This window comes from Sutcliffiella rhizosphaerae (assembly GCF_917563925.1).
Taxonomy (GTDB): Bacteria; Bacillota; Bacilli; order Bacillales; family Bacillaceae_I; genus Sutcliffiella_A; species Sutcliffiella_A rhizosphaerae.
The window spans coordinates 206339-228658 of record NZ_CAKJTJ010000004.1 but is presented as its reverse complement, the minus strand read 5'-3'; the positions used below and the strand labels follow the sequence as shown (position 1 = coordinate 228658).

Here is a 22320-nt window from a genome sequence, read left to right as displayed (position 1 = left end):
CAACAATCTTTTAGAAAAAAATCCTTAAGAAAACACGGTAAAAATGCTTATTATGGCCAGGTTCGATATAACCATAAAGCTCAATAAACAAGTTGGATTTATAATATTTTCCGATGTTTAACATAAAGTGAGCACAAAAAACGCAAGGGCTTACCTTGCGTTTTAATGTGTGTCATTTTGATTATCTAATAAAATGCAACATAATAGGTACTACAACTAAGGCAATAATAACACTTTGGATAAAAGTGAGTAACATGTCTTTTTTCCAAGAGTTTCTTACAGGGTACCGATTATTTATTCTTTGAAATATAAAAAATATAATCCACCAAAATAAAATAGTGTAAATTGCAGACATAACACTTTCATAATACAAATCGCATTACTCCCTTGGACTCGCATTTTTATGTTTTCGGAAAATTCTGATTTACAAAATAATTTTACCATATAAATCCATAAAACCTCTATTTTTTCGAAAAATATCCTCCATTAAAAATCCCTCAATCAGAAAAACAAAAATTATCTCCTGTAATTTTTACATAATAATTCCTTTAAAGGGGATTATATGAACTAACTAAGGAGGTGGGTAAAAATGGCTCAAGAATCTTTAAGTAATAAAAAGCTAGTTACACCAGGTGCAAGAGCAGCTATTGATGAAATGAAGGTAGGCATTGCTCAAGAGTTTGGGGTACAGTTAGGTCCTGATACAACTGCTCGTGCTAACGGTTCTGTTGGTGGAGAAATTACAAAACGTTTAGTCCAAATGGGAGAACAGCAAATGGGTGGACGTTATTAATTCTCTACTCAACGTAGTGGTATTTATTCAATGTTTTTCATCATACAAGAGCCAACAGTAATCCTGTATGGATTTTTCATTTTTTTCCATTTATACTAGGATTAGGTGGAATTATTTATCAATCTATGAAAATATGGTTTTATAGGAAACCATTACTCCTAACAGATAAATTGTATTGGGGGAAATAGGATGAACAAATGGGGAGCAATTATGTCTTTTGTTTTTCTTTCAGCATTACTAGTTTTTATTTTCCACTCTCATTATGTAGAGGAAGCGGAGCAAGATAAAGCTGTTGCTGAGGTAAAGAAAGGGGGAGAAAAAGCTCCGGAAGATGATGTGCCCAAAACAGAGGAAAAGCAGGAAATTGAAGAACAGACGGGGTTCATCGGTGGCGAAGCACGGTATGATTTAGAGATAGATGCTACTACACCAGAGTATGTAATTATTAATATTATGCATCTTATGACACATCAAAAAGTAAGAGCGGAGCAAAAATGGGGTGCGATTCCAATGACAGAAGATACCGTGAGGCAAGTGCATGAAGTAGTCGCAAACAGCAGCTTCGTAAATAAAAACCGAATGCTTCAGATTGCAGAAAGATGGAAAACAGGAAACTTCTCGAAAATAGTAGAAGATCATAACTATTTTTGGAGGTTAGAAGGTGGGACTATCGGGGAAGCATATGGTTTCCTCACTGCAGAAGAAGAAGTTCTTTTTATTAAGAATAATTTTGAATAATGCACTACTACATTTGCTAAAGGGAGTGCTATATGATGGATAGAAGAGTAATCCTGATCATGGGAACGCCCTTAGTTATATTCGCTGTCAGCGCTATCCTTTTTAACATACTTTGGACAAAAGTGGATAATTCACCACCTAGACTTGCTAAGCATATGGTCCATTTATAGAAAACCTTATGATGGGGTTTGTTATTGATGTGATGGAAAATGCCATCCTTTTTGATATTACGGAATGGGAAAAGCGCAATGATACAGGTGGAAGTGACGACCCTACATACGGATATAGAGCAATTCTTACAGAAGATACAGTAATTAAACGCGAAAATGGGGAACTTATTCTTATCAGTGAAATTAAAGAAAAACAAGTCGCTGTTATTCTCCCACTTAGAAGCATGTCAGATGACCTTTTCGAAGGAGTCGCGGATGAAATAATATTTCTAGATGAAAAATAACACAAGCCCAGCATAATAAAGCTGAACTTGTGTTTTTATTTAACCTTTCGATATCTCCACGATACCCTCTTCCTTCCTATTTACATCACCTGTTTTATTCAATTTAACTTTCTCGTTATCTTCTAGGTTGGTAAACACTATTGGTGTAATAACGGCTGGTGCATTTTCTTTGATAAAATTAAGGTCAAATTTCAGGAGCTCCTGGCCTTTCGTTATGGAATCTCCTTGTCCGACTAGCGCCTCAAAGCCTTCTCCCTTTAAGTTTACCGTATCAATTCCAACATGTATCAGAATCTCGTGTCCTTCGTTCGATTCAATACCAATCGCATGCTTGGTTGGGAACAGGTTAATAATTTTGCCATCAACAGGAGAGACGACAAGTCCTTCTGAAGGTTCGATTGCAAAACCATCGCCCATCATTTTTCCAGAGAAGACTTGATCTGGAACATCATCAAGTGGTTTTAGTTCCCCTTTGATTGGTATGACGAATCCGCCTTCTGTTGATGTTGTTTGCATAGCATCGGGGTTAACTTCTTCAATTTGCTGTTCGACTTCTTTGTTTGGTTCTATTTTTGCTGGACGAGGCGTTTTACCATCCATAATGTCTTTTATTTGTGATTTTAACGTATCCGATTTAGGGCCGAAAATTGCTTGAATGTTGTTGCCAACCTCAAGCACTCCAGAAGCACCGAGTTTTTTCAGACGGCTTTTATCGACCATACTATTTTCGTTAACGGATACACGAAGTCTTGTGATACATGCATCCAAATGAGTGATATTTTCTTTTCCACCCATCGCCTCCAATACATCATGAGGCAAATCACCTGCTGTGGATGTAGTAGTACCATCTTCGTCCTCTTCTACATCTTCTCGACCTGGAGTGGCAAGATTAAATTTCGTAATCGCAAAGCGGAAGCCGAAATAGTAGATGACCGAGAACACAAGCCCGACTGGAATGACGAGCCACCAGGAAGTCCTGTTTGGAACAACTCCGAACAAGAGGTAATCAATGACTCCGCCTGAAAATGTCATTCCAATTTTCACATCTAATATGTGCATGACCATAAATGAAAGTCCGGCAAATACTGTGTGGATGGCGAATAATACTGGTGCCACAAAAAGGAATGAGAATTCAATTGGTTCTGTGATTCCTGTTAAAAAGGAAGTGAGTGCTGCAGATGCCATAATACCGCCGACTAACTTTTTCTTTTCTGGGCGAGCGGTATGGTAAATGGCCAAAGCGGCAGCTGGCAATCCGAACATCATGAACGGAAACTTACCAGTCATAAAGGTTCCGGCAGTTGGTACAATTCCATCACGGAGTTGTGCAAAGAACATCGCTTGGTCCCCTCGGACAATATTTCCAGCTTCTGTCGTATATGAACCAAATTCAAACCAAAACGGAGAATAGAAGATGTGATGAAGTCCGAACGGAATCAGTGCACGCTCAATAACTCCAAAAATAAACGCCGAAAATGTCAGATTCGTATTAATCATACTTTCTGATAATGTATTTAGTCCCCCCTGAATAGGCGGCCAAACAGATGACATAATAATTCCAAGAACGACTGCAGAAGCAGCGGTTGCAATTGGCACAAAACGCTTCCCAGCGAAAAAACCTAGATAAGAAGGAAGCTCAATATTGAAATACTTGTTGTACATAAATGCACCTAGAATTCCAACAATAACTCCACCGAATACTCCACTTTGAAGGGTAGGAATTCCAAGTACACTCGCATAAGCCGGGTTCTCGAGCATACTTTCATCGACACCGAGCACAACTCCCATCGTGGCATTCATGATGAGGTACCCGATAATCGCGGCAAGTGCAGCAACCCCTTCTCCACCAGCTAGTCCAACGGCGACACCGACTGCAAAGAGCACAGGGAGATTATCAAACACTATCCCCCCAGCCGCATCCATAATATTGGCGATCATTTGTACCCAGCCAGCCCCAAGGAACGGCATGAGCTCCAATAAATTTTCCTCTTTCAATGCATTACCTAGCGCAAGCAATATACCAGCTGCCGGCAACAAAGCAACCGGAAGCATCAACGCTTTTCCGACCTTTTGCAGTACTCCAAACAATCGTTTCAAAAGCAGAACCTCCCAAATATGTATAAAGTGAAATTGTTTTTACTTTCCCCTAATTAAAAAGATATAAACGAAATGCAAATATGAAACAAAAGCAGTCTTGTAAACGTAAATAATAAAAACATAAATAAGAAGGTGAAAACTATGGAGCTTTCCTTATTCTTTCTTATACCTTTATTTTACCTTGCAAGTTACTTGATCCTGTTTTGGGTCTTTATCGATGCCAAAAATAAACGTGGTATGAATATCGGCTGTCTTTGGGCACTAATTGTACTTGCAACCGGTCCACTAGGGCTGATTGCATACCTAATTGTTCGGAATGCAGACTAAAAATAACGAGAGAAGTGAATGAAAAATTATTACAGTTCACAACAAAAATTTTAAGATACAGGCATATACGGAAGAAATCTTTAAAGACATTCACATGCTAAACCAGAAAGAAGGCTGGTCCAACCTAGTTCAAAAAGAAGAGGAAACAAAAATTGCTTGGCAAAATTCAACGATTAAGTATGTCGTGTATGACGGGGAAATACTTGTTGGATATGTACGAGGGATGACAGATAAGTATGTAACGCTTTATGTTTGTGAAATACTGATAAATCAAGAATACCGCGGGCTAGGAATCGGGGAACAACTATTGAAATATATCCACAGTTTATACCCGAAAACGAGAATGGAGCTACTGGCATCGAGCTCTTCTTCCATCTTTTATGAGAAATTAGGGTTTAGGAAATTTTATGGTTATCGAAAGTCGTATGGGGAGTAAGAAATGGGGATAGAAGTCCACACACTAAAAAAGGTTCTGCTTATCAAAATTGATAACGCAGAACCTTTTTAATAGTTGGCGAAAGCTTACCCAACAACCTTTATAAAAAGCACTTTTAAATAATTGCCTTCCTTAAACTGTTTGATGGTAGCAAAGTCGCTTGGAAGCGAAAATTCTTCTACTATTTTGTATTTCTGTTTGTTTTGTTTAAAAGCTAGGTCGATAAAGCCTTTGAACTTGTCCATGCCGAATGTGGAAGCGTTTGTGGACGCAACAATAAGTCCATTTTTTTCCGTGATGGCAATGGCATCTGATACAAGGCTCGTATAGTCTTTTTCTGCCCGGAAAGTTACTTTCTTGGAGCGTGCAAAGCTTGGTGGATCCATGATGACTACATCGAATTTTAGGTTTTTTCTTTTGGCATACTTGAAATAATGGAAAACCTCTTCAACTAAAATGGACTGCGTTTTATCGTCTATGTTATTTACTTGGAATTGTTCGATTGTTTTAGGAAGACTTCGCTTCGCCAGGTCTACACTAGTTGTCTTTTTGGCTCCTCCTAAAGCTGCGTAAACGGAGAATGCTCCTGTATATGAAAAGGTGTTCAGGACTGTTTTGCCCTGTGAGTATTTATCTCTGATTGTTTTTCTTACCTCACGTTGATCTAAGAAAATGCCTACCATTGCGCCATCGTTCAGGTGCACAGCAAAATTTACTCCATTTTCTTTGATGATAAGGGGAGAAGGTGCTTGTTGCCCAGTTACATAATCATTATCGTCCATATATTTACCATCAGCTAAAAAACGTTTTTTCTCATAGATTCCGCGGTAATTCATCACATCTTCCAGTGCTTCAAGAATCACAGAATTAAAGGAGTAAATGCCGTGGCTATACCAGTTAATGACTAAAAATCCATCAAAATAGTCGATGGTAAAACCACCGATTCCATCGCCTTCTCCGTTAAAAAGACGGAATGCATTCGTTTCTTCTGATTTCATAAGTGCAGAACGTTTTTGAATGGCCTTCTGCAGAGTATTTTTAAAAAAAGCTACATCCATCATTTCTTGGGGATCGGAACTAACGACCCATCCATATCCCTTATTTTGGTTACCATAATACCCTTTACCTAGAAACTGATTTTGCTCGTCAACCAGCTTTACAAGAGTACCTTCTTCCTTCAATTCATTCCAGTTAATAAGGGACTGTTTCTGAATGAGGGGAAAACCGTTCTTGTATTGCTTGGCATATTTATTTTTCACTTTTAGATTTAGTTGTGGTCGCATGCTTTCATCCAATCTCTTCGTTTTTGAGTGTGGTTGTATTATAACGTAAATGCGGAGAAAAGCCGAATGTAGGTTACGAAAAGAAGAGAGTATTATCGACTAATATTCTTTGTCATTCCAATGGAAAATTTCTTGAATCCTAGATTAGAGTAGTAGGTTTCTAAATTTTCTACACACATCAGTTGCGGAATTACTTTATGTTGTTCACAATGATCGATTATCTTATTCATTATTTCCTTCCCAATCCCATTTGACTGATAGCTTGGAAACACACACACTCCGCAAATTACTCCAGAAATGACACCGTCAGAAATAACACGACCCATTCCAACTAATTTTTGCTCATCAAAGGCATAGACTGCATACCAGCTCTGTTTACACATCCGTTCCAAATCATTAACAGTTAAATTAAGTGAGTTCCATCCTAATGAATCATATATATCCAATAACTCTTCAAAGTTTTCAGGTGGTTGTTTCGAATAATTTATCTTCAAGTTGTTCCCTCCAAGATCCGTTTAAAAAAAGAATTTCAGCACAGTTTCTACATAGCACTCTGGATTTTTTCCCAATTTGCAACCTTTCTAAGTATTTCATCAATAGTCCAAACGATGAATGACGAAACAGTAGAGCAAATGAACAATAATTTCCCTATACCACCATTCCAAAACATTGTGAGAGGTTCACTGATTAATAAAGAAAAAGGAATGATAAGGACTAATCCAAAAAAGATATGTATGAACAAAGCATAGAGACTCCTTTTAAGAGGTGTGGTGGCCTTTTTTGTTACAATATCAGAAAGAAAAGAAACAGGCATTCCATAAAATAATAAAAAAGGAGTTCCAAAAATAAATAAAAGCCAGTAGAATCCAAATCCTGAACTTAGGTCCCAAATAGCTATGGGCATAGGGGAAATAAAGGTTGCCAACAGTATAGTCAATATTTTTCTTATTATCATTAACTATCTCTCCTAATTTATGATTACTAACGAACCAGTCCAACACAATGGGGGAAAGAAATTTATCTATTCATCCTTTTTTCCGCCACGTGTCCAGCATAGAACCCTAATTTAACCAATCCGACTGCTAAAAGGGAGGTAAATCCATTAAACACTGCAACACCCAATGCTCCGTCATGCATTCCAAATATATTTGCACAAATAACTCCTACCAGCATGAAAAAAATCACAGTAAAGTAGAATGGTACTCTCTTAAATATAAAAGTAATAATTAAACTTAGTAGCATTACGACCGAACCCATAATAAAGAAATAAATGCCAAAGATCATCTCCATAACCTTTCTCTCCTTCCACTCTGGCTAATAAAACACTTACAACTTTATTATATATTTACATAATATTTCATAACTGACCGGTGCTGCCTAAAGTTGAAGTACATTACTGGATAAACATGTCATGCTAAAATACTACTCTTTCAAGATAAACAGAATGTATTATTATTAGACATTATTTTTAACGCTTCTTCCAAAACATAATTTTCTCGATGTATCCATTTTCTGTTACGATGTTGCTTTTTAACAAGGTTGTTTTGTTTAATTGCCTCACGAGGGTTGACCCATTTTGGAGTATAATTCTCTTCAAGTTCGTATTCATCTAAATGCTGAGCAGCTGATTCCCCTGACAATTGACAAAGGTAGTAATGTGAAGTCATTTCAAAGACAGCATTATCTTTATAATCATCTATAGATCTTTCCATAACCACGCCAATCTTATCTCTCACTAAACAGTTTAAGGTGGCCAGTTTCTTCAGCTACCTCACGCATTATTGCTTCTTCGTGACTCTCATTAATTTCTACGCCACCACCAGGAAATTTATAATCTCCAATGTTTGATTGAACCATAAGGATTTTATCGTTTTGAATAATTACTGCTCTTACTGCTTCTCTATAGATTATTTTATTTGTATTTTCATCAACAGTTTCAATGCCCATCAATTTATAAAAAATTACGATCTCTCCTTCCTGGTTTAGCTTTTTTTTCACTGGTATAATACTCTGTTTTTAACAGCCCAAATACATCAATATCCTCATATGCTTTGTTTAGCAATCTGTTTTGTCTGAGTGTGCCTTCTTTATTAAACCGGCTTTAACTAGAACTTTTGTCGAAGCTATGTTTCTTTTAAGTGCAGACGCCGTAATTTTATTTAAGCCTAATTGCTTAAATCCGAAATCTCTCATTCTGTTAACCGCTTCCGTTGCATAGCCACATCCCCAAAATTCATAACCAATCCAGTAACCTAGTTCACCTCTATTGTTATTCTTATTAATTCTTAAAGTGATAGTGCCAATGATTTCATTAAAAATTTTACTTACTATTGCTAATGGAAATTCAGTTTCGTTCTTGATTTGTTCAGGTTGCATGTCAATCCACTCCTGAGCATGTTTCAACTCATATGGGTGTGGTAGACCAAGAACACTTGCTAACTTTTCATTGTTTGCTAACACTTTAACTCTAGGTGCATCATTTTTTACTAATGGCTTCAGTATTAATCGTTCAGTTTCTAGTTTCAAAAGAAATCCTCCCCAAATTGCTACTCTATAAAATATTAATCTATTGGTTGTAACAATAAATCTATCTCATCCTTAAGAGAAGCACCATTTGACTTTTGGGTTATTTCAAAAGGTCTCTTATAGAGAAATGCATGCTTGAGTGCTACAAAGGCATTAATGGAAACGTGTGATTTTGCCATTCTTGGCGATAGCCTAATATTCCGCGTAGATTGATAATTCTGTCTAACTCCCTAACTACACATATAACAAATTCTTCAAAGTCGCATGTTGCTTTAATAATTTCTCTAGGCAAGTGAGGAATCTTTGTTTGTTCTACTTTAAAATTTTGCTTCTCAGTTATCGTAATTGTTAAGTCCTCAAAGTCACGTTTAAATTCCCAAAATAATAAAAACGGTCCAGCGTCCCAATGAATGCCTCCAATCGTTTTATGGAAGGCACCATCTTTCCAACTTAATTTACAAAGAGGATGGACTGATGCCAGATAGGTTACAAAGTCACCTAGACCATCTGAATGAAACGAAGGATAAAACTCAAATTTCTTTTTATCAATCTCGAAAATGCAAGTCGCATTCCCGCTTTTAATATCAATATAAGAGAACTTCAATTTAATTCACCTCGATAATGAAGGGGATATGTGTTTCTGTGATTCTGTAATTATAAAAATTTATTAACTATATTTTTCGATTAATTTCTTTCAATAGCTCTAGAACCTGTTCATTCTGTTTTTCAATAGATTTTAATGTTTTTTCAACTGTAATCGAAGTGAAAAACAATATAAATAAAAAGCAATTCCAACAAAAAGCATATTCTAATTCTCCGTTCTTTATAATGTATCTCAATGTTAATAAGTTATTTATAAGCATTCGTTAGAAAATGGTTTAATATTTCATTATAAATATGTGGTTGTTCGGAATGAACTAAATGTGAGGCAAACGGAATGATGGAAACGTGCACTTGTTCATTTGTTTGTGGATAATAAATAGCACCTATTGTTTCATGAATATTTCCTTCTCCAACCATAAATAAAATGTGCATTTCTAATTCTGCTAGATTTGCAGCTTCTTCAAAAGGATACGAGTCCTCATTTTTGGCCATATGAATAAACTCTGGCCAAGAATCACCATGAAGTTGGTTGAAGTAATTTTTCATATTATCATTTTCGAGCAGTAAAGCTTGCTTTTGAAATGACTGTTCTTGAATTTCTGACCAATTTTTTGGCTTTTTCGGCATAATACCCGAGAGTGTCAATGTTTTTACCTTATCTGGATATCTCTTTGCAAAGAACAATCCCACAAGTGCCCCAATGGAACATCCTACGACATGGGCAGAATCCACTCCAAAATAATTTAGTGTTTCTAACAAGTCATCAGAAGAATCCACATAGAAGTTTGAAATATCATTCGTTTTCGACTTCCCATGTCCTCTTAAATCAGGAAGAATTACCTTGTAGGATGCTTGAAAATATTCTCTTTGTTCTACAAAATCAGTCATTCCGGTTTGCAAACCTGTATGCAAGAAAATAATTGGTTCTCCCTCACCCAAAATCTCTGTATGTAAAATCATGATAATCCCCCCTTAAAACTATGAAAAAAATTCCTGTTTTAATATTTATTTTAACATAAAATTCCATAATTAAATCCGTAAAAAAAGCCTCTCTTTGTTCTAAGTAAGGAACGATAGGAGAGGCTTCTGTATGTAATATAGGATTAATCATTCATCCCTTTTCCATCTAAAATTTGAGGGATATATTTTTCGATTCTTGCTGTTCTTGTTTTAGATTGTTTGGCACCAGAAAAATGAAAAATGTATGCTCGTTGTCGACCAGGAGTCAATGCTTCAAATGCGGTTTTTAATCCTTCCATTTCTTCAAACTTTTGTTGAAGCTCCTCAGGAACTGGGTAATCTTCCGTTTTCTTTATTTCTACTTTTTGTCCGGACTCTTCCACTTGAATAGCCGCTTCAATATAATCCTTAATGGCATCTTTCTGATCAAGAATCTCCTTAACGTTAGTAAATCGAATTTGACGGGCAGATTGCACATTTTCCGTTTGTTGAATTAATAAGCCATGCTTGTCCTTTAGCAATGCTCCTTTAGGGAACAATATCGCACAATACTCTTTAAATCCATGAATTAACACAATGTTTTTTTTATCATGAGTATAACAAGGATGCATCCACTTGAAATCTTCTGTTAGCTCAAATTCAAGAGCAATCTTTCTTAACTCCTCGAACTCTAGCTTCCATTTTTTTTCTTTACTTAAAAATTCCTCAACTTTTGGATTTGTCATTACAGAACACCTCTAAGATTTCATTATATAAATATCATGAGAAACAATGGTTATACATAGTTTAATTATAGCACTGGCATGGGAGTTTCACTTTATGTGTTACTAAAAAATCCCACTTAAGTTTACGAAAGCAGTTTTTGTGATATAATTTATATTAGAAGCACATATTAAAAGAGAGTCAAAGTGCGACCAACACTTTGACTCGTGACAGATAACGCAGTGGCATAGCTACTGTGGGCGAACGAAAAAAATCCACCCGATCTCACTTACCAGAGCAGACGGGTGGATTATTTTTTTTGGTTTAAATTAATTAAAACGATCACAAAATTTAATACTGCTAGAATAAAAATCCCGGTAGTAAGAAAAATTTGTAATTCGCTCATGGCTTCACCTCCATTCTCCACAGAGGTTTAGCCACACCACCCGTATAAATCTGTCCTCTCTAGTATGCCCTTTTTGCAGGATGTTAACGAATGGAAGATGAAAAAAGATTTAAACATGTTTAAATCAAAATAGGTACCATGGGTGTCAAGTAAATCAACCAAAACTTCCACTAATAGTCAATGAAGTTTTTTGAATTCATTATATTTACTATTGATTTCAGTGTTAATTTCTTTAAACGCTATAGCTACATGAGAAATCAAACCAAAATCATCGGAAAGCTCAATTAAAATCTCAAAGGACTTCAATCCATAATTTATTCGCTCATTTGCAATTAAAAGTCATTTATCTATCAGCTTGCATTTATTTTATTTGAAGAGATTAATAAGATGATCATTACCCATTGACTGTAACTTTTAAATAGTATAAAATGTTTCTAATTTTCAATATACGAATGTAAAGGCTAAGAAGAGAAGAGTAGTTATGATCTTTATTTACAGAGAGCTCCTGTTGGTGGAAAGGGGCAATAATGATTCTAATGAAAAAAGTCTCGGAGCTCCGCACGGATCTGGGTTGACGCTTGGTGATGCTGCGACGGGATCTCCCGTTATAGAGATAGGGTATACTCAATATTTTCTTATTGCCGTACCCGAAGAGGTTGGTATGGTGACATATCAATAAACTGGGGTGGTACCACGGAGCTAAAACTCTCGTCCTCAAGATGAATAGTCTTGGGGGTGAGAGTTTTTTTGTTGTTTGAAAGAAAAAATAAGGAGCGATTATGATGAGTAAGGAACAAATAGAAAATAGACTAGCAAAATTAGAGGAGTTAAGAACCCAGGGGATTACGGTTTACCCAGAGAAATTTTCGGTGAACTACGATTTGGTAGAAGCAGCGGAATTAGAGGATGGAACTTCATCTGTAAAAGTAGCGGGAAGAATAATGAGTATTAGAGGATTCAAAAATTTAGTCTTTCTCACCATTGCAAATATACAAGGAAGCTTACAACTACTTTTAAAAAGGGATGAGATTGGAGAGTTACAGTTTCAACAATTTCAAGATCACATAGACATCGGAGATTTTATTGGTGTAGAAGGAAGCTTGTATACGACGAAGACTGGTGAGAAAACGCTACGAATAGAAAGCTATTCTTTTCTAGGGAAAGCATTGCGAAGTCTCCCGGAAAAATGGCACGGCTTAAGCAATGTGGAACTTCGGTATAGACAGAGATATTTGGATCTCATGATGACAAAGGAGACGCAAGATCGCCTGTTAGCTAGGAGCAAAATGGTAAGAGCTATCCGTAATTTCTTTGAAGATAAAGACTTTATGGAAGTAGAAACACCAGTTTTGCAGCATACTTCATCTGGTGCACTTGCGAAGCCATTTAGGACTCACCATCTTTCATTGGATACGGAGTTAAATTTAAGAATTGCTCCAGAAACCTATATGAAAAGGTTAATAGTTGGAGGTTTTACAAAGGTTTATGAAGTGGCAAAGTGTTTTCGGAATGAAGGGATTAGCCCGCAGCACCTTCAAGAATTTACAATGGTGGAAGGGTATGCCGCATACTGGAATTACGAAGATACAATGAAGCTAATGAGGGAAATGGTTTTGGAAATATTAGAACAAACCTTCCAAACCACCACCATAAGCATTAACGGACAAGAAGTAGACTTTTCACAGGAGTGGGAGGTGGTTTCGTTTAGAGAATTAATATTGAAAAATACAGGAATAGATATAGACCTATATCCGGATGTTGCAGAACTTCATGATGAAACACAAAGAAGAAATATTAATTTAGAACATGAGGAAGCGGAGTCGCTTGGACGAGGGAATTTCATCGATTTGCTTTACAAAAAAACCTGTCGCCCTCATCTATTTAAACCGACGTTTTTAGTGCAGCATCCTATCGATTTATCACCACTTGCCAGAGCTAATGATGAAAACGAGAATCGTACAGACCGGTTCCAGCTAATCGTAAATGGGGCAGAAATTATCAATGCCTACTCCGAGCTTGTCGATCCAATCGAACAAAGAAGAAGACTAGAAGTGCAAGCCTTCTTAAAAAACAACGGAGACTCAGAGGCGATGGAGATGGATGAAGATTATTTAACTGCAATGGAATACGGAATGCCACCAATCTCCGGTTGGGGCTTCAGTATTGAACGATTACTGATGGTGTTAACCGATTGCGACAATATTAAAGATTGTACACTTTTCCCATTGGTGAGAAAATTATAGTAAATATATTTCCAAAAATACAATAATTAAACAGTAGATAACAGTAAATGGCTGTATAATGAAGATGCAGCCATTTTTTTCATGTAAGGGGTTATATTTATGATTAAAATACTTGAGAAAATTATTTATTTTTTCTTTACTATTTGTTTTTTTGTTGTCCTATGGAAGATTACAGGGAGATTATGGAATTCTTTTGTTCCTTGGAATTCTGCTACCGACCTAATAGGCATCTTTTTCGTAGCGCCAATTCTTATCGGGCTTGCATTCCTTTTAACTAGCTTATCGTTTAATGTCATTAAGCAGGTTAAATAAACCTAAACATTTTAGCAAAAAGAAGGAGGAGTGAACCTAATGTGGAAACAAGAATTTTTAGAAACGGAAAGAGGTACGTTCGAGTATTTTTCTGCCGGTATGGGAGAACCGTTAGCTATTACCCATATGTATATGGCATTTGATGAGCGTGGAAATTTATTCGCCAATCCGTTTACCAATCACTATAAGGTTTATTTGATAAATATAAGAGGTGCAGGTCAGTCAGTAACGGCTGATCATTCAAGTCAACTCAGTATGAAAGAAGCTACTAAAGATTTAGAAGCGATTCGAGCAGCTTTAGGATTGGAAAAATGGTCATTTGCTGGGCACTCAACTGGTGGCATGCTGGCACTACAATATGCTATTAATTTCCCTCATTCTTTAACAAAAATAGTTGTAGGATGTGCTTCAGCAAGCAACGCATACGCTTCACACAAAAATAGCATATACTGTTCAGAGAATAAGCATTTTTCACGAATTGTTGAAATTATGGATTTGTTAAACAACTCAGATACAGTGCAAGAACAGCGGCAAAAATTAGGCTATGAGTGGGCTTTAATGTCCTATTATTCAGCGGACAAATTAAACGAGTCGATGAAACGCCCTAATAGTGGAAGCACTGTTGGAGAAAATCTTGATTATTTTAGAAAAGTAGAAGTGAAAAACTTTGATCTGCGAAATCAATTGAATAATATAAAAGTACCTACCTACATTTATGCAGGTAAATATGATGCACAATGCCCTGTTGAATTTAGTATAGAAATGGCAGATCACATTCCTTCTTCACAATTAAAAATTTTTAAAGAATCCAATCATCATCCCTACATTGAGGAAGAAGAGAAGTTTAGAGAGTTTGTGAAAAACTTTAAAATCTGTTAGAAGGCGGAGGGATTAGATGACAAAATGGTACGGAGCATCCGGTTTATGTATGAACGAGCAAGGTCAAATACTTATGGTATTACAAGGCAAACTAGATGAGAAAAAAGTATGGTCTATCCCTTCTGGTGGAATAGAAGGAAATGAAACGTATGAAGAGTGTTGTATTAAAGAATTAAAAGAAGAAACAGGCTATGAAGTAAAAATAATTAAGCCTTTATTCATTAAAGAAGGAAATACATTTGGAATAGACGTAGTAGCACACTATTTTGAAGTCGAAGTCATTGGCGGGGAACCTGAAATAAAGAATCCTGACAACCTTATTTATGAAATATCGTGGAAAAGTATAGATGAGATTAAAAGATTAGAAATGTCCTTTCCGGAAGACAGGCAGATGTTGATTAATTACATAAATGAACATGTGATAGAAAAATAAAAAGGGTTTAGCAGAAATAGATATGGATTTACAAATGTACATTAAGTAGCATAAGGGAGATAGAAAGAATAAACGGAAACAGGTGAAAAATGTATGTAGGTGTCGGAGGTGATTTTTACTTTTGAAAGTAAATATTGCATTATCGCATTTTAGACCTTCATTAAATGTATTTGAGAATTCAACGAAAATGTTAAAACTGATATCATTAGCACAGGAAAATGACATCTTGGTTATGCCAGAAGGATGCTTATCAGGGTATTCTCATAATCTAGATTTCTTATGTGATACAAGGGATGTTGATATTGAAAGGGCAATTTTAGAATTAGAAAAAGCAGCGATAAAATATAAGGTACATTTAATTTTTGGATCCCTTATAAAAGAACAGAACAGGTGGTTTAATGCTGGTATCCTTATATCATTTAGAGGTAATAAACAGATCTATAAAAAGGTTAATTTAGCTATGCATGAAAGAGGAATATTACATAAAGGAAACGAACTTCCTGTTTTTTGCCTTGATATTAATGGCCGAGAAATGAAGGTAGCGGTTCAGCTATGTAGAGAAATTCGTTTTCCTGAACAGTGGAAATTTTTATCAATGAATGGTTCAGAAATTATATTTTATCTTACAAATGTCAGTGGTTCAGAGAAACTTCCGGTTTGGGATTCCCATTTAATAAGCCGTGCAGCTGAAAATCAACGATATATTGTATCTTCAAATATTAGTCATCCTGAACAAGGCTGCTCATCTATGATTGTTTCTCCTGACGGTGGAATAGTTAAAAGGTTGAATGGAAATGAAGAAGCTATAGAAAGTATTCAAATCAATTTAGAGTCCAACTCGAATTGGTATTTGAGTCAGAGTAGGGTGGATCTGGTAAAGGTAGGAAAAATTGTTGACGTATAAGTAGGAAATATTCTTCTGGTACTGTCATTTTAATTAAATACTAGAGGTGATAATGATTTGAAATACATTGAGTTCGGATTAGGAAATACCTGGTTAGTCAGGACAGAAATAGAAAGTGAGGATGGAACCGAATTTGAGCAAAAAGGAATAGTTAGACCAATCAAGTTGCACTCTGTATATATGAGAGTGTGGTTGGGGAAGTCGATATTTATAATAGATGTAAGAGAAGGATTTAAAAAGTCAAAGAAAAAGAGAAATGCATTTAAGTTTGTAGTGGGAATTACTAGTAAGGTGGAAAATTGAGTGGAGATGCGTGTTTTTCCCTTTTTTTTAACTAAAAAAGGCGAAGTATTATAGGATTAGGACAAAATAAGAGCGATTTCGGTCACTATTTAGGTTGGTTCGGACAAAAATTAATAGGAAACTTCTTAATTATTGTGGTCAACATAACCATAAATTTCAATTCGGACAAATGAGCCTTTTTTTCGGACAAATCACAAAAAATTTCGGACAAAACCTTCGAAGATTTGGACAAATGAACAATTTATTCGGCCAACCTCAAAACGGAATACAAATTCACAACTACAGCCCCACGAAATCCCGGAGCACATTAATTCCTCTCCTCCCCTATAGCCAACTAGCACCTCACCCCGCCTTATGGTACAATCAAAAACAGCATTTAACATGAAGGAAGAGAATTGATATGACAGACTTACCTGTACAAAAAAATGAATACTACGATGTCACCGTTCAGGATTTGACGCATGATGGTGCTGGCGTAGCAAAAATAGATGGGTTTCCGATTTTTATCCAAAATGCATTGCCGGATGAGGAAGTCAAAATAAAAATAATCAAATTAAAAAAAGGCTATGGCTTCGGGCGTTTAGAGGAGATTTATAAGCCAAGTCCTTACCGAGTTGAAGCACCATGCCCTATTTATAAACAATGCGGCGGCTGTCAGCTTCAGCATTTAAGCTATGAGGGGCAGCTCATTGCCAAGCAAAAGCAAGTGAAGGGTGTTCTCGAACGCATCGGACACCTGAAGGAAGTGCCAGTTTATCCAGTACTTGGTATGGAGGATAATCCGTGGCGTTACCGTAACAAAGCCCAGGTTCCAATTGGTGAGCGCGAAGGTGGACTAATTGCAGGGTTCTACCAGCAGCGCAGTCATGAGATTATCGATATGAAGGAATGCCTCATCCAACAGGAAATTAATGATACAGTCGTACAAACCGTCCGTGAAATCTGTGACAAGTATGGAGTTAGAGCTTATAACGAAAAAACCCATAAAGGAACATTAAGACATGTTATGGCACGTTATGGACTCGTTACTGGGGAAGTGATGGTCGTCCTAATTTCTCGAACACCAGACATTCCGAACAGGAAGGCAATTGTAGAAGAAATCGCAACGACATTGCCCCAAGTGAAGTCTGTTGTTCAGAACGTCAATACTAAGAAAACAAATGTCATCTTTGGAGATGAAACAAGAGTCCTGTGGGGGAACGAATATATCTATGACTATATCGGTGATATTAAATTTGCCATTTCCGCTAGGTCGTTTTATCAGGTTAACCCGGATCAAACGAAGGTGCTGTATGAAAAAGCTTTAGAATATGCAGGACTTACCGGAGAAGAGAGTGTTATTGACGCTTATTGTGGTATCGGAACTATCTCACTATTCCTCGCTCAAAAAGCACGCAAAGTGTTCGGAGTGGAAATTGTACCAGAAGCCATCGAAGACGCCAAACGTAACGCTGCATTGAACGAAATCAAAAATGCTGAGTTCTCTGTAGGAGAAGCAGAAGTCGTTATTCCAAAATGGTACAAAGAAGGAAACACAGCAGATGTCCTAGTGGTTGATCCGCCAAGAAAGGGCTGTGATGAAGCCTTACTCCAAACCATTATCGAAATGAAACCAAAAAAAGTTGTCTATGTTTCCTGTAACCCAGCCACTCTAGCAAGAGATTTGAGAGTGTTGGAGGACGGGGGCTATAAAACAATTGAAGTGCAGCCGGTGGATATGTTTCCACATACGGTGCATGTAGAGTGCTGTGCCTTGCTTGAAATAAATCAGTCCGAGAATCTGTAATAGATCCTCGAATTTTTTTCTTTTCAAGAATGCGACCTTAGATTCACACTTTGTTTTCCAATCAATAAGGCGCTTCCCGATTTAGGGAAGCGCCTACTTATGATAGAATTCTCTTAATCTAGTTCTTTCCCTTCCCCATTTTCCACTGGTGCGGGGGAAGTATAAACATTATTACTGACATGTACTTCAACTGTGTAGGTCATAGCAATAAATTGATTGAATGCACTCATATCGACAACTGTACCTTTTATTTCTGGGGAGTCGACATATTTTACAATGTAATTAACATTTGCTCCCTTTGAGTGATAGTCTTCATAAAATAGACGAGGTAAATCTCCATCAAGTTGACCGCGGTAATCCCTTAAATATGGTCGACCTAGCGAATATACAACAGTGACAGCTGTATCCTCTTGATTGGTTAGTTTCGTGCCTGCTTCAATGGACTGAGAGATGAGCTTTCCATAAGAGACATCGGCGTGGAATCTTTGTTTTACCGACAATAAAAATCCGGATTGTTCACTCGCTTCATCTGGTGTGAGTTCTGAGAAATTTGGGATGATTGTTGCTTTTCCTAAAGAGACCTTCACCTTCATTTGATCCATTTTAGCAATTTTTTCGTCAGCTTTTATACTTTGACTTATTATTAAATTAGCTTCTATAGTGTTGGAATCCTCTTCTTCATATTCCATCTCAATCATGTTTGTTTTAGCCCATTGTTCCACTTCATCTTTCGTTTTGTTAGTAAAGTCTGGAACAGCTATATTTTTCTCAAAGACTTCTTTCCCTTTGGACAGATACACAGCAGCGCTATCTTTCCTTTTATATTCCTCTGCTTTAATGTTACTGTCTCTTATTTCCATTCGGATGAATTCCCCATTATCGATTTTATCACTGAATTCGTAGACAACTTTGAGATTTTTCGCATGATTTTCTTCAATCCAATTTTCAATCTCACCTTGATTTAGCAGGGAAAAATCAGGGAGGGGAATAATATCATCAGGGTCTGCACCTTTACTACTTACAAATTGGACTGTTTTTCCTTTGCGGACCTTATCTTTTGCAGGAACACTTTGAGAAATAATTTGGTTTTCTCCGTACTCATTACTAAATTCCTGGGTTAATTCCATTTCTAGACCGTTTTCCGCTACCCATGTACGTGCTTCGGAAACAGGCTTGTCCACAAAGTCTTCCATTTTGACATGTACTAATTGATAGTAAATGAAAAAGATCAGTATAAGAGCAATAGCGGATCCAGCAGCAATCATCATTTGCTTACGACGCTTTTTATTCTTATAATCTGGATCCACTTCTACGTCTTCGTCTATTCCATAATTGTCAACATTTCTCTCTACCCTATTAGTAGAAAGGGTACTGTCAGTAGTTTTGCTATCAGAGCTACTAATAGTGGAAGAAGGTGTCTCTACTTTTGCTTCTTCTTGTTTTTCTTCCTTTTTTTGCTCCATATTTTCCCTAGTACTGTTTTGCTCGTTTTCCAACTTATCGTAATTATCTTTATTAAACTTGGATAAAAAATCACTCATATGGAGTCAATACACCCTTTTTTAGTTGAAAGATTTGGTCAGACTGCTGAGCAACTTCTTGGGAATGGGTTACCACTATGACGCATTTTTGATGTTCGTGTGCTAGCTTTTTGAAAATAGCAATGATTTCTTGTTCCATATCCTCGTCTAGATTTCCTGTAGGTTCATCTGCAAGAATCAATTCTACATTTGTTGCTAGTGATCTAGCGATGGCAACACGCTGCTGTTCTCCTCCAGACAGTTGGTTAACCCTGCGATCCGCCTTACTCTTACCAATGCCGATATAATCTAGTAAGTTATATGCAACATTCAATTTATCATCAGGTAATGGATTTTCTGTAATGGACATTGGTATTAATACGTTTTCTACTGCTGTAAAGGTAGGAATTAGATTATAATTTTGAAAAATAATCCCCACGTTATTACGTCGATAATGATCGTAACCAATACCTTTAATGTCTTGTCCATTAAATAATATAGATCCATTTTGTGGCGTATCCAAGGCACTAATCAGTGATAGAAAAGTACTTTTTCCTGAACCGGATTGACCTAAAATGGCATAATACTTTCCTTTTTCAAAGGAGATGTTTGTATCTTTTAAAATAAAACGGCGATTTTCACCATCTTGGTAGTAATAATTCAAATCTTTCACTTCTAATATCATATTTCATCACCTTTCAGGTTGTTAGGATCAAGATAAAATTAAAATTATCTTATGTTTAACTTTCATTGCATTCGGGTATCTATTAATAACAGCCCTGTTCTTTTACATCATTATTTTTCTAGGATTCAATCGAATGATATAAATAAGTGGTAGGATGGTTGATAATAGAATGGTAGTTATTCCTACACCATAAAATAAGAAGATGAAAGATGCATCTAGTGATACTTGGTACGATGCGATTACGTCATCTGTAGTTAAATTCGAATGAATACCTGAAATTGGATTCATGTAGTAATCGTCATTGTTTTGACCTTTTTCCGCGTTGATCATCGTATCCGATACTCCCTGGGCTAAATAATTTCCAGTGAATAAGGACAAGGTGATCCCAATAAGAGAGATAATCATCACTTCTAATAAGATTTGTCCAACTAGGCGCCCACGACGTTCACCTAACGATAAGTAAATGCCTAATTCTCTTTTACGATCACGTAAGAACAGAAGAACGACAAGACCGATAATTAAAATGGTTGTGATAACTGCTGCAATTAATACATAGTTAGATAATTTTGACATGGATTGAATTGGCGCAGCAATCGTTTCGTATTGATCACTTGCTTTTTTGACTATATAAAGGTTTGGAAGCAATGGCGTTACTTCTTCTTCGAATGGCGCACTATCTTCTGGCTTGTTTAATACGAAAATAGGAGTGTAGTAATCAAAAGCTTCTTCATTTTCCATCATTGCAGCAAATTCCGGATCATTCTTTGCATATTCTTCCATATGATATCTATTTTCTTTTATTACTACTTCATTTGGTACATACATAGAATTTTGAAGTTCCATATCCATCCAATCAAACATGCCTCTATCTTTGTTGGATCCTTCTTCTTTTTTCACTGACTGTGGCTCGAAAAATCCTATTATTTCCAAAACTAAATCATTTGTAACTCTTGGCTTATCGTCTTCTGGAAGGTAAATTTGATTATTTAATGCAAAAGTATCACCAATTTGAAGACTGTTTCTTTCTGCTAATTTTTTGGAAATAATGGCTACTGCTGAACCGTTTTCTACTTCTTCATTTGTAAAAACACGTCCATCAACTAATTTTGACTTCTGTTCCTCAAAATCAAGAACTGGTGCATAGTTAATTCCTTTTACCATGAATTCCATACTAAAGTAATCTGGGTCTGTTTCAAAATTCTCCTCATGATCGCCTCTGTAAGGTTGAAGTGTTTTTGAACCTAAATAAGCATTGGAATTAAAGTCATAGTATTTTACATAGGATAGCCCGCCAATTGTTTTAATCAGGTCAAGTTTCAGATTCTCAATCTCATACTCTCCCCACTGGTCATCGGGTATTTCATTCATCGCATCATAATCCAGTTCGACCGTTGCTGCTGTTCCTAATTTTTCTTTAATACTGGTTTCTACATTCCCCGTTGCTTGTTGAATGGAAATTGCTCCAGAAATTAAGTTGCCTAACACAAAAATAACCAACAATAAAATAATGGACTTACCTTTGTTTCTTGTAATGCTAAGCAATCCCCTTTTGACAAAATTCATGTACATACCCCCTATAATAGTTAGGACACAGCAGTTCACTTTAGTTACAGTAAATCCCCTTGTACCTTTTTTATATGTTCAGGACAAAGGACTAAAAACAAGTAGTTTAATAGCAACTTCGAGTTTTTTCTTTTACTTTCGCCTAGTAATGACAATGCACCCCATATATAGACGCAATATAGTAGTAAAAAGTTCCATTAATTTTCAATAAAATCCAATTTATTTATTTTTTTTGAACAATTCAATAAGATTTAAATGAAATATTACTTTTTTTGGGTTTTAATATTGTGGTAATTTACGAGGGGTATTTAGTTTGTTAGTATAATTCGCAAACATATACATCTTTAGTCGCAAAAATCTAATATTT

General features: G+C 36.3%; 26 protein-coding genes and 1 other annotated feature. Of the genes, 12 read left to right on the top strand and 14 right to left on the bottom strand.

What is annotated here, in order from left to right; all coding sequences use genetic code 11:
* Nucleotides 1–589 precede the first annotated feature (589 nt).
* The 3 genes from LRP81_RS06030 to LRP81_RS06020 all read left to right on the top strand — a co-directional run bounded on the left by LRP81_RS06030 (nucleotide 590) and on the right by LRP81_RS06020 (nucleotide 1985).
* Nucleotides 590–793: an alpha/beta-type small acid-soluble spore protein gene (locus LRP81_RS06030; RefSeq protein ID WP_230500357.1), complete on the top strand. Its 204-nt coding sequence runs from the start codon at nucleotides 590–592 to the stop codon at nucleotides 791–793.
* 189 nt (nucleotides 794–982) lie between these two features.
* Nucleotides 983–1531, top strand: coding sequence for a DUF6241 domain-containing protein (locus tag LRP81_RS06025; protein WP_230500356.1), 549 nt, complete (start codon nucleotides 983–985; stop codon nucleotides 1529–1531).
* Nucleotides 1532–1709: 178 nt separating this feature from the next.
* Nucleotides 1710–1985, top strand: a complete 276-nt coding sequence (locus LRP81_RS06020) for a hypothetical protein (RefSeq protein ID WP_230500355.1) — start codon at nucleotides 1710–1712, stop codon at nucleotides 1983–1985.
* 39 nt (nucleotides 1986–2024) lie between these two features.
* On the opposite strand, the gene ptsG is transcribed toward LRP81_RS06020, so the two are convergent.
* Nucleotides 2025–4037: a glucose-specific PTS transporter subunit IIBC gene (ptsG, locus tag LRP81_RS06015; protein ID WP_230500388.1), complete on the bottom strand. Its 2013-nt coding sequence runs from the start codon at nucleotides 4035–4037 to the stop codon at nucleotides 2025–2027.
* 186 nt (nucleotides 4038–4223) lie between these two features.
* Between ptsG and LRP81_RS06010 the strand changes: the two genes are divergently transcribed.
* Together LRP81_RS06010 and LRP81_RS06005 are read left to right on the top strand one after the other, a co-directional pair.
* Nucleotides 4224–4409 carry a hypothetical protein gene (locus LRP81_RS06010; RefSeq protein ID WP_230500354.1) on the top strand — a complete coding sequence of 62 codons (186 nt, stop codon included), beginning with the start codon at nucleotides 4224–4226 and terminating at the stop codon, nucleotides 4407–4409.
* A gap of 94 nt (nucleotides 4410–4503) precedes the next feature.
* Nucleotides 4504–4845 (top strand): GNAT family N-acetyltransferase, encoded by a 342-nt coding sequence (locus tag LRP81_RS06005; protein ID WP_230500353.1) that lies wholly within the window; start codon nucleotides 4504–4506, stop codon nucleotides 4843–4845.
* Between the two features lie 86 nt (nucleotides 4846–4931).
* On the opposite strand, the gene LRP81_RS06000 is transcribed toward LRP81_RS06005, so the two are convergent.
* The 10 genes from LRP81_RS06000 to LRP81_RS05955 all read right to left on the bottom strand — a co-directional run bounded on the left by LRP81_RS06000 (nucleotide 4932) and on the right by LRP81_RS05955 (nucleotide 10942).
* Complete coding sequence (locus tag LRP81_RS06000; RefSeq protein WP_230500352.1) at nucleotides 4932–6128, bottom strand: class I SAM-dependent rRNA methyltransferase; 1197 nt, start codon at nucleotides 6126–6128, stop codon at nucleotides 4932–4934.
* 92 nt (nucleotides 6129–6220) lie between these two features.
* A complete protein-coding gene (locus tag LRP81_RS05995; RefSeq protein WP_230500351.1) occupies nucleotides 6221–6622 on the bottom strand; it encodes a GNAT family N-acetyltransferase in 402 nt (133 codons plus the stop codon).
* A 47-nt stretch (nucleotides 6623–6669) separates the two neighbouring features.
* Nucleotides 6670–7083, bottom strand: coding sequence for a hypothetical protein (locus tag LRP81_RS05990; protein WP_230500350.1), 414 nt, complete (start codon nucleotides 7081–7083; stop codon nucleotides 6670–6672).
* Nucleotides 7084–7145: 62 nt separating this feature from the next.
* A complete protein-coding gene (locus LRP81_RS05985) occupies nucleotides 7146–7418 on the bottom strand; it encodes a hypothetical protein (protein ID WP_230500349.1) in 273 nt (90 codons plus the stop codon).
* Between the two features lie 140 nt (nucleotides 7419–7558).
* A complete protein-coding gene (locus tag LRP81_RS05980) occupies nucleotides 7559–7840 on the bottom strand; it encodes a hypothetical protein (RefSeq protein ID WP_230500348.1) in 282 nt (93 codons plus the stop codon).
* Between the two features lie 13 nt (nucleotides 7841–7853).
* Nucleotides 7854–8075: an NUDIX hydrolase gene (locus tag LRP81_RS05975; RefSeq protein ID WP_230500347.1), complete on the bottom strand. Its 222-nt coding sequence runs from the start codon at nucleotides 8073–8075 to the stop codon at nucleotides 7854–7856.
* Nucleotides 8076–8183: 108 nt separating this feature from the next.
* Nucleotides 8184–8654, bottom strand: coding sequence for a GNAT family N-acetyltransferase (locus tag LRP81_RS05970; RefSeq protein WP_230500346.1), 471 nt, complete (start codon nucleotides 8652–8654; stop codon nucleotides 8184–8186).
* Nucleotides 8655–8796: 142 nt separating this feature from the next.
* Nucleotides 8797–9258: a hypothetical protein gene (locus LRP81_RS05965; protein WP_230500345.1), complete on the bottom strand. Its 462-nt coding sequence runs from the start codon at nucleotides 9256–9258 to the stop codon at nucleotides 8797–8799.
* 245 nt (nucleotides 9259–9503) lie between these two features.
* Nucleotides 9504–10217 carry an alpha/beta fold hydrolase gene (locus LRP81_RS05960; protein ID WP_230500344.1) on the bottom strand — a complete coding sequence of 238 codons (714 nt, stop codon included), beginning with the start codon at nucleotides 10215–10217 and terminating at the stop codon, nucleotides 9504–9506.
* A gap of 143 nt (nucleotides 10218–10360) precedes the next feature.
* Nucleotides 10361–10942, bottom strand: a complete 582-nt coding sequence (locus tag LRP81_RS05955; RefSeq protein WP_230500343.1) for a YdeI/OmpD-associated family protein — start codon at nucleotides 10940–10942, stop codon at nucleotides 10361–10363.
* 837 nt (nucleotides 10943–11779) lie between these two features.
* Nucleotides 11780–12044, top strand: a binding site (T-box leader).
* A 63-nt stretch (nucleotides 12045–12107) separates the two neighbouring features.
* On the opposite strand from LRP81_RS05955, the gene lysS reads away from it, so the two are divergent.
* The 7 genes from lysS to rlmD all read left to right on the top strand — a co-directional run bounded on the left by lysS (nucleotide 12108) and on the right by rlmD (nucleotide 18185).
* Complete coding sequence (gene lysS / locus LRP81_RS05950; RefSeq protein ID WP_230500342.1) at nucleotides 12108–13568, top strand: lysine--tRNA ligase; 1461 nt, start codon at nucleotides 12108–12110, stop codon at nucleotides 13566–13568.
* Nucleotides 13569–13667: 99 nt separating this feature from the next.
* Nucleotides 13668–13880 (top strand): hypothetical protein, encoded by a 213-nt coding sequence (locus LRP81_RS05945; protein WP_230500341.1) that lies wholly within the window; start codon nucleotides 13668–13670, stop codon nucleotides 13878–13880.
* Nucleotides 13881–13919: 39 nt separating this feature from the next.
* Nucleotides 13920–14759 carry an alpha/beta fold hydrolase gene (locus LRP81_RS05940; protein ID WP_230500340.1) on the top strand — a complete coding sequence of 280 codons (840 nt, stop codon included), beginning with the start codon at nucleotides 13920–13922 and terminating at the stop codon, nucleotides 14757–14759.
* 16 nt (nucleotides 14760–14775) lie between these two features.
* Nucleotides 14776–15192, top strand: a complete 417-nt coding sequence (locus LRP81_RS05935) for an NUDIX hydrolase (protein WP_230500339.1) — start codon at nucleotides 14776–14778, stop codon at nucleotides 15190–15192.
* Nucleotides 15193–15313: 121 nt separating this feature from the next.
* Nucleotides 15314–16096 carry a carbon-nitrogen hydrolase family protein gene (locus LRP81_RS05930; RefSeq protein WP_230500338.1) on the top strand — a complete coding sequence of 261 codons (783 nt, stop codon included), beginning with the start codon at nucleotides 15314–15316 and terminating at the stop codon, nucleotides 16094–16096.
* 57 nt (nucleotides 16097–16153) lie between these two features.
* Complete coding sequence (locus tag LRP81_RS05925; RefSeq protein WP_230500337.1) at nucleotides 16154–16399, top strand: DUF3977 family protein; 246 nt, start codon at nucleotides 16154–16156, stop codon at nucleotides 16397–16399.
* 400 nt (nucleotides 16400–16799) lie between these two features.
* Entirely contained in the window at nucleotides 16800–18185 is a 1386-nt protein-coding gene (rlmD, locus tag LRP81_RS05920) for a 23S rRNA (uracil(1939)-C(5))-methyltransferase RlmD (RefSeq protein WP_230500336.1), read from the top strand.
* Between the two features lie 113 nt (nucleotides 18186–18298).
* Here the strand turns inward: rlmD and LRP81_RS05915 are convergent, their stop codons facing one another.
* The 3 genes from LRP81_RS05915 to LRP81_RS05905 form a co-directional block, all read right to left on the bottom strand.
* Entirely contained in the window at nucleotides 18299–19726 is a 1428-nt protein-coding gene (locus tag LRP81_RS05915; protein ID WP_230500335.1) for a PASTA domain-containing protein, read from the bottom strand.
* On the bottom strand, nucleotides 19719–20390 hold the full coding sequence (locus tag LRP81_RS05910) for an ABC transporter ATP-binding protein (protein WP_230500334.1): 672 nt from the start codon (nucleotides 20388–20390) through the stop codon (nucleotides 19719–19721). Before LRP81_RS05910 ends, LRP81_RS05915 begins: the two co-directional genes overlap by 8 nt.
* 102 nt (nucleotides 20391–20492) lie before the next feature.
* On the bottom strand, nucleotides 20493–21953 hold the full coding sequence (locus LRP81_RS05905; protein ID WP_230500333.1) for an ABC transporter permease: 1461 nt from the start codon (nucleotides 21951–21953) through the stop codon (nucleotides 20493–20495).
* Between the last annotated feature and the right edge of the window lie 367 nt (nucleotides 21954–22320).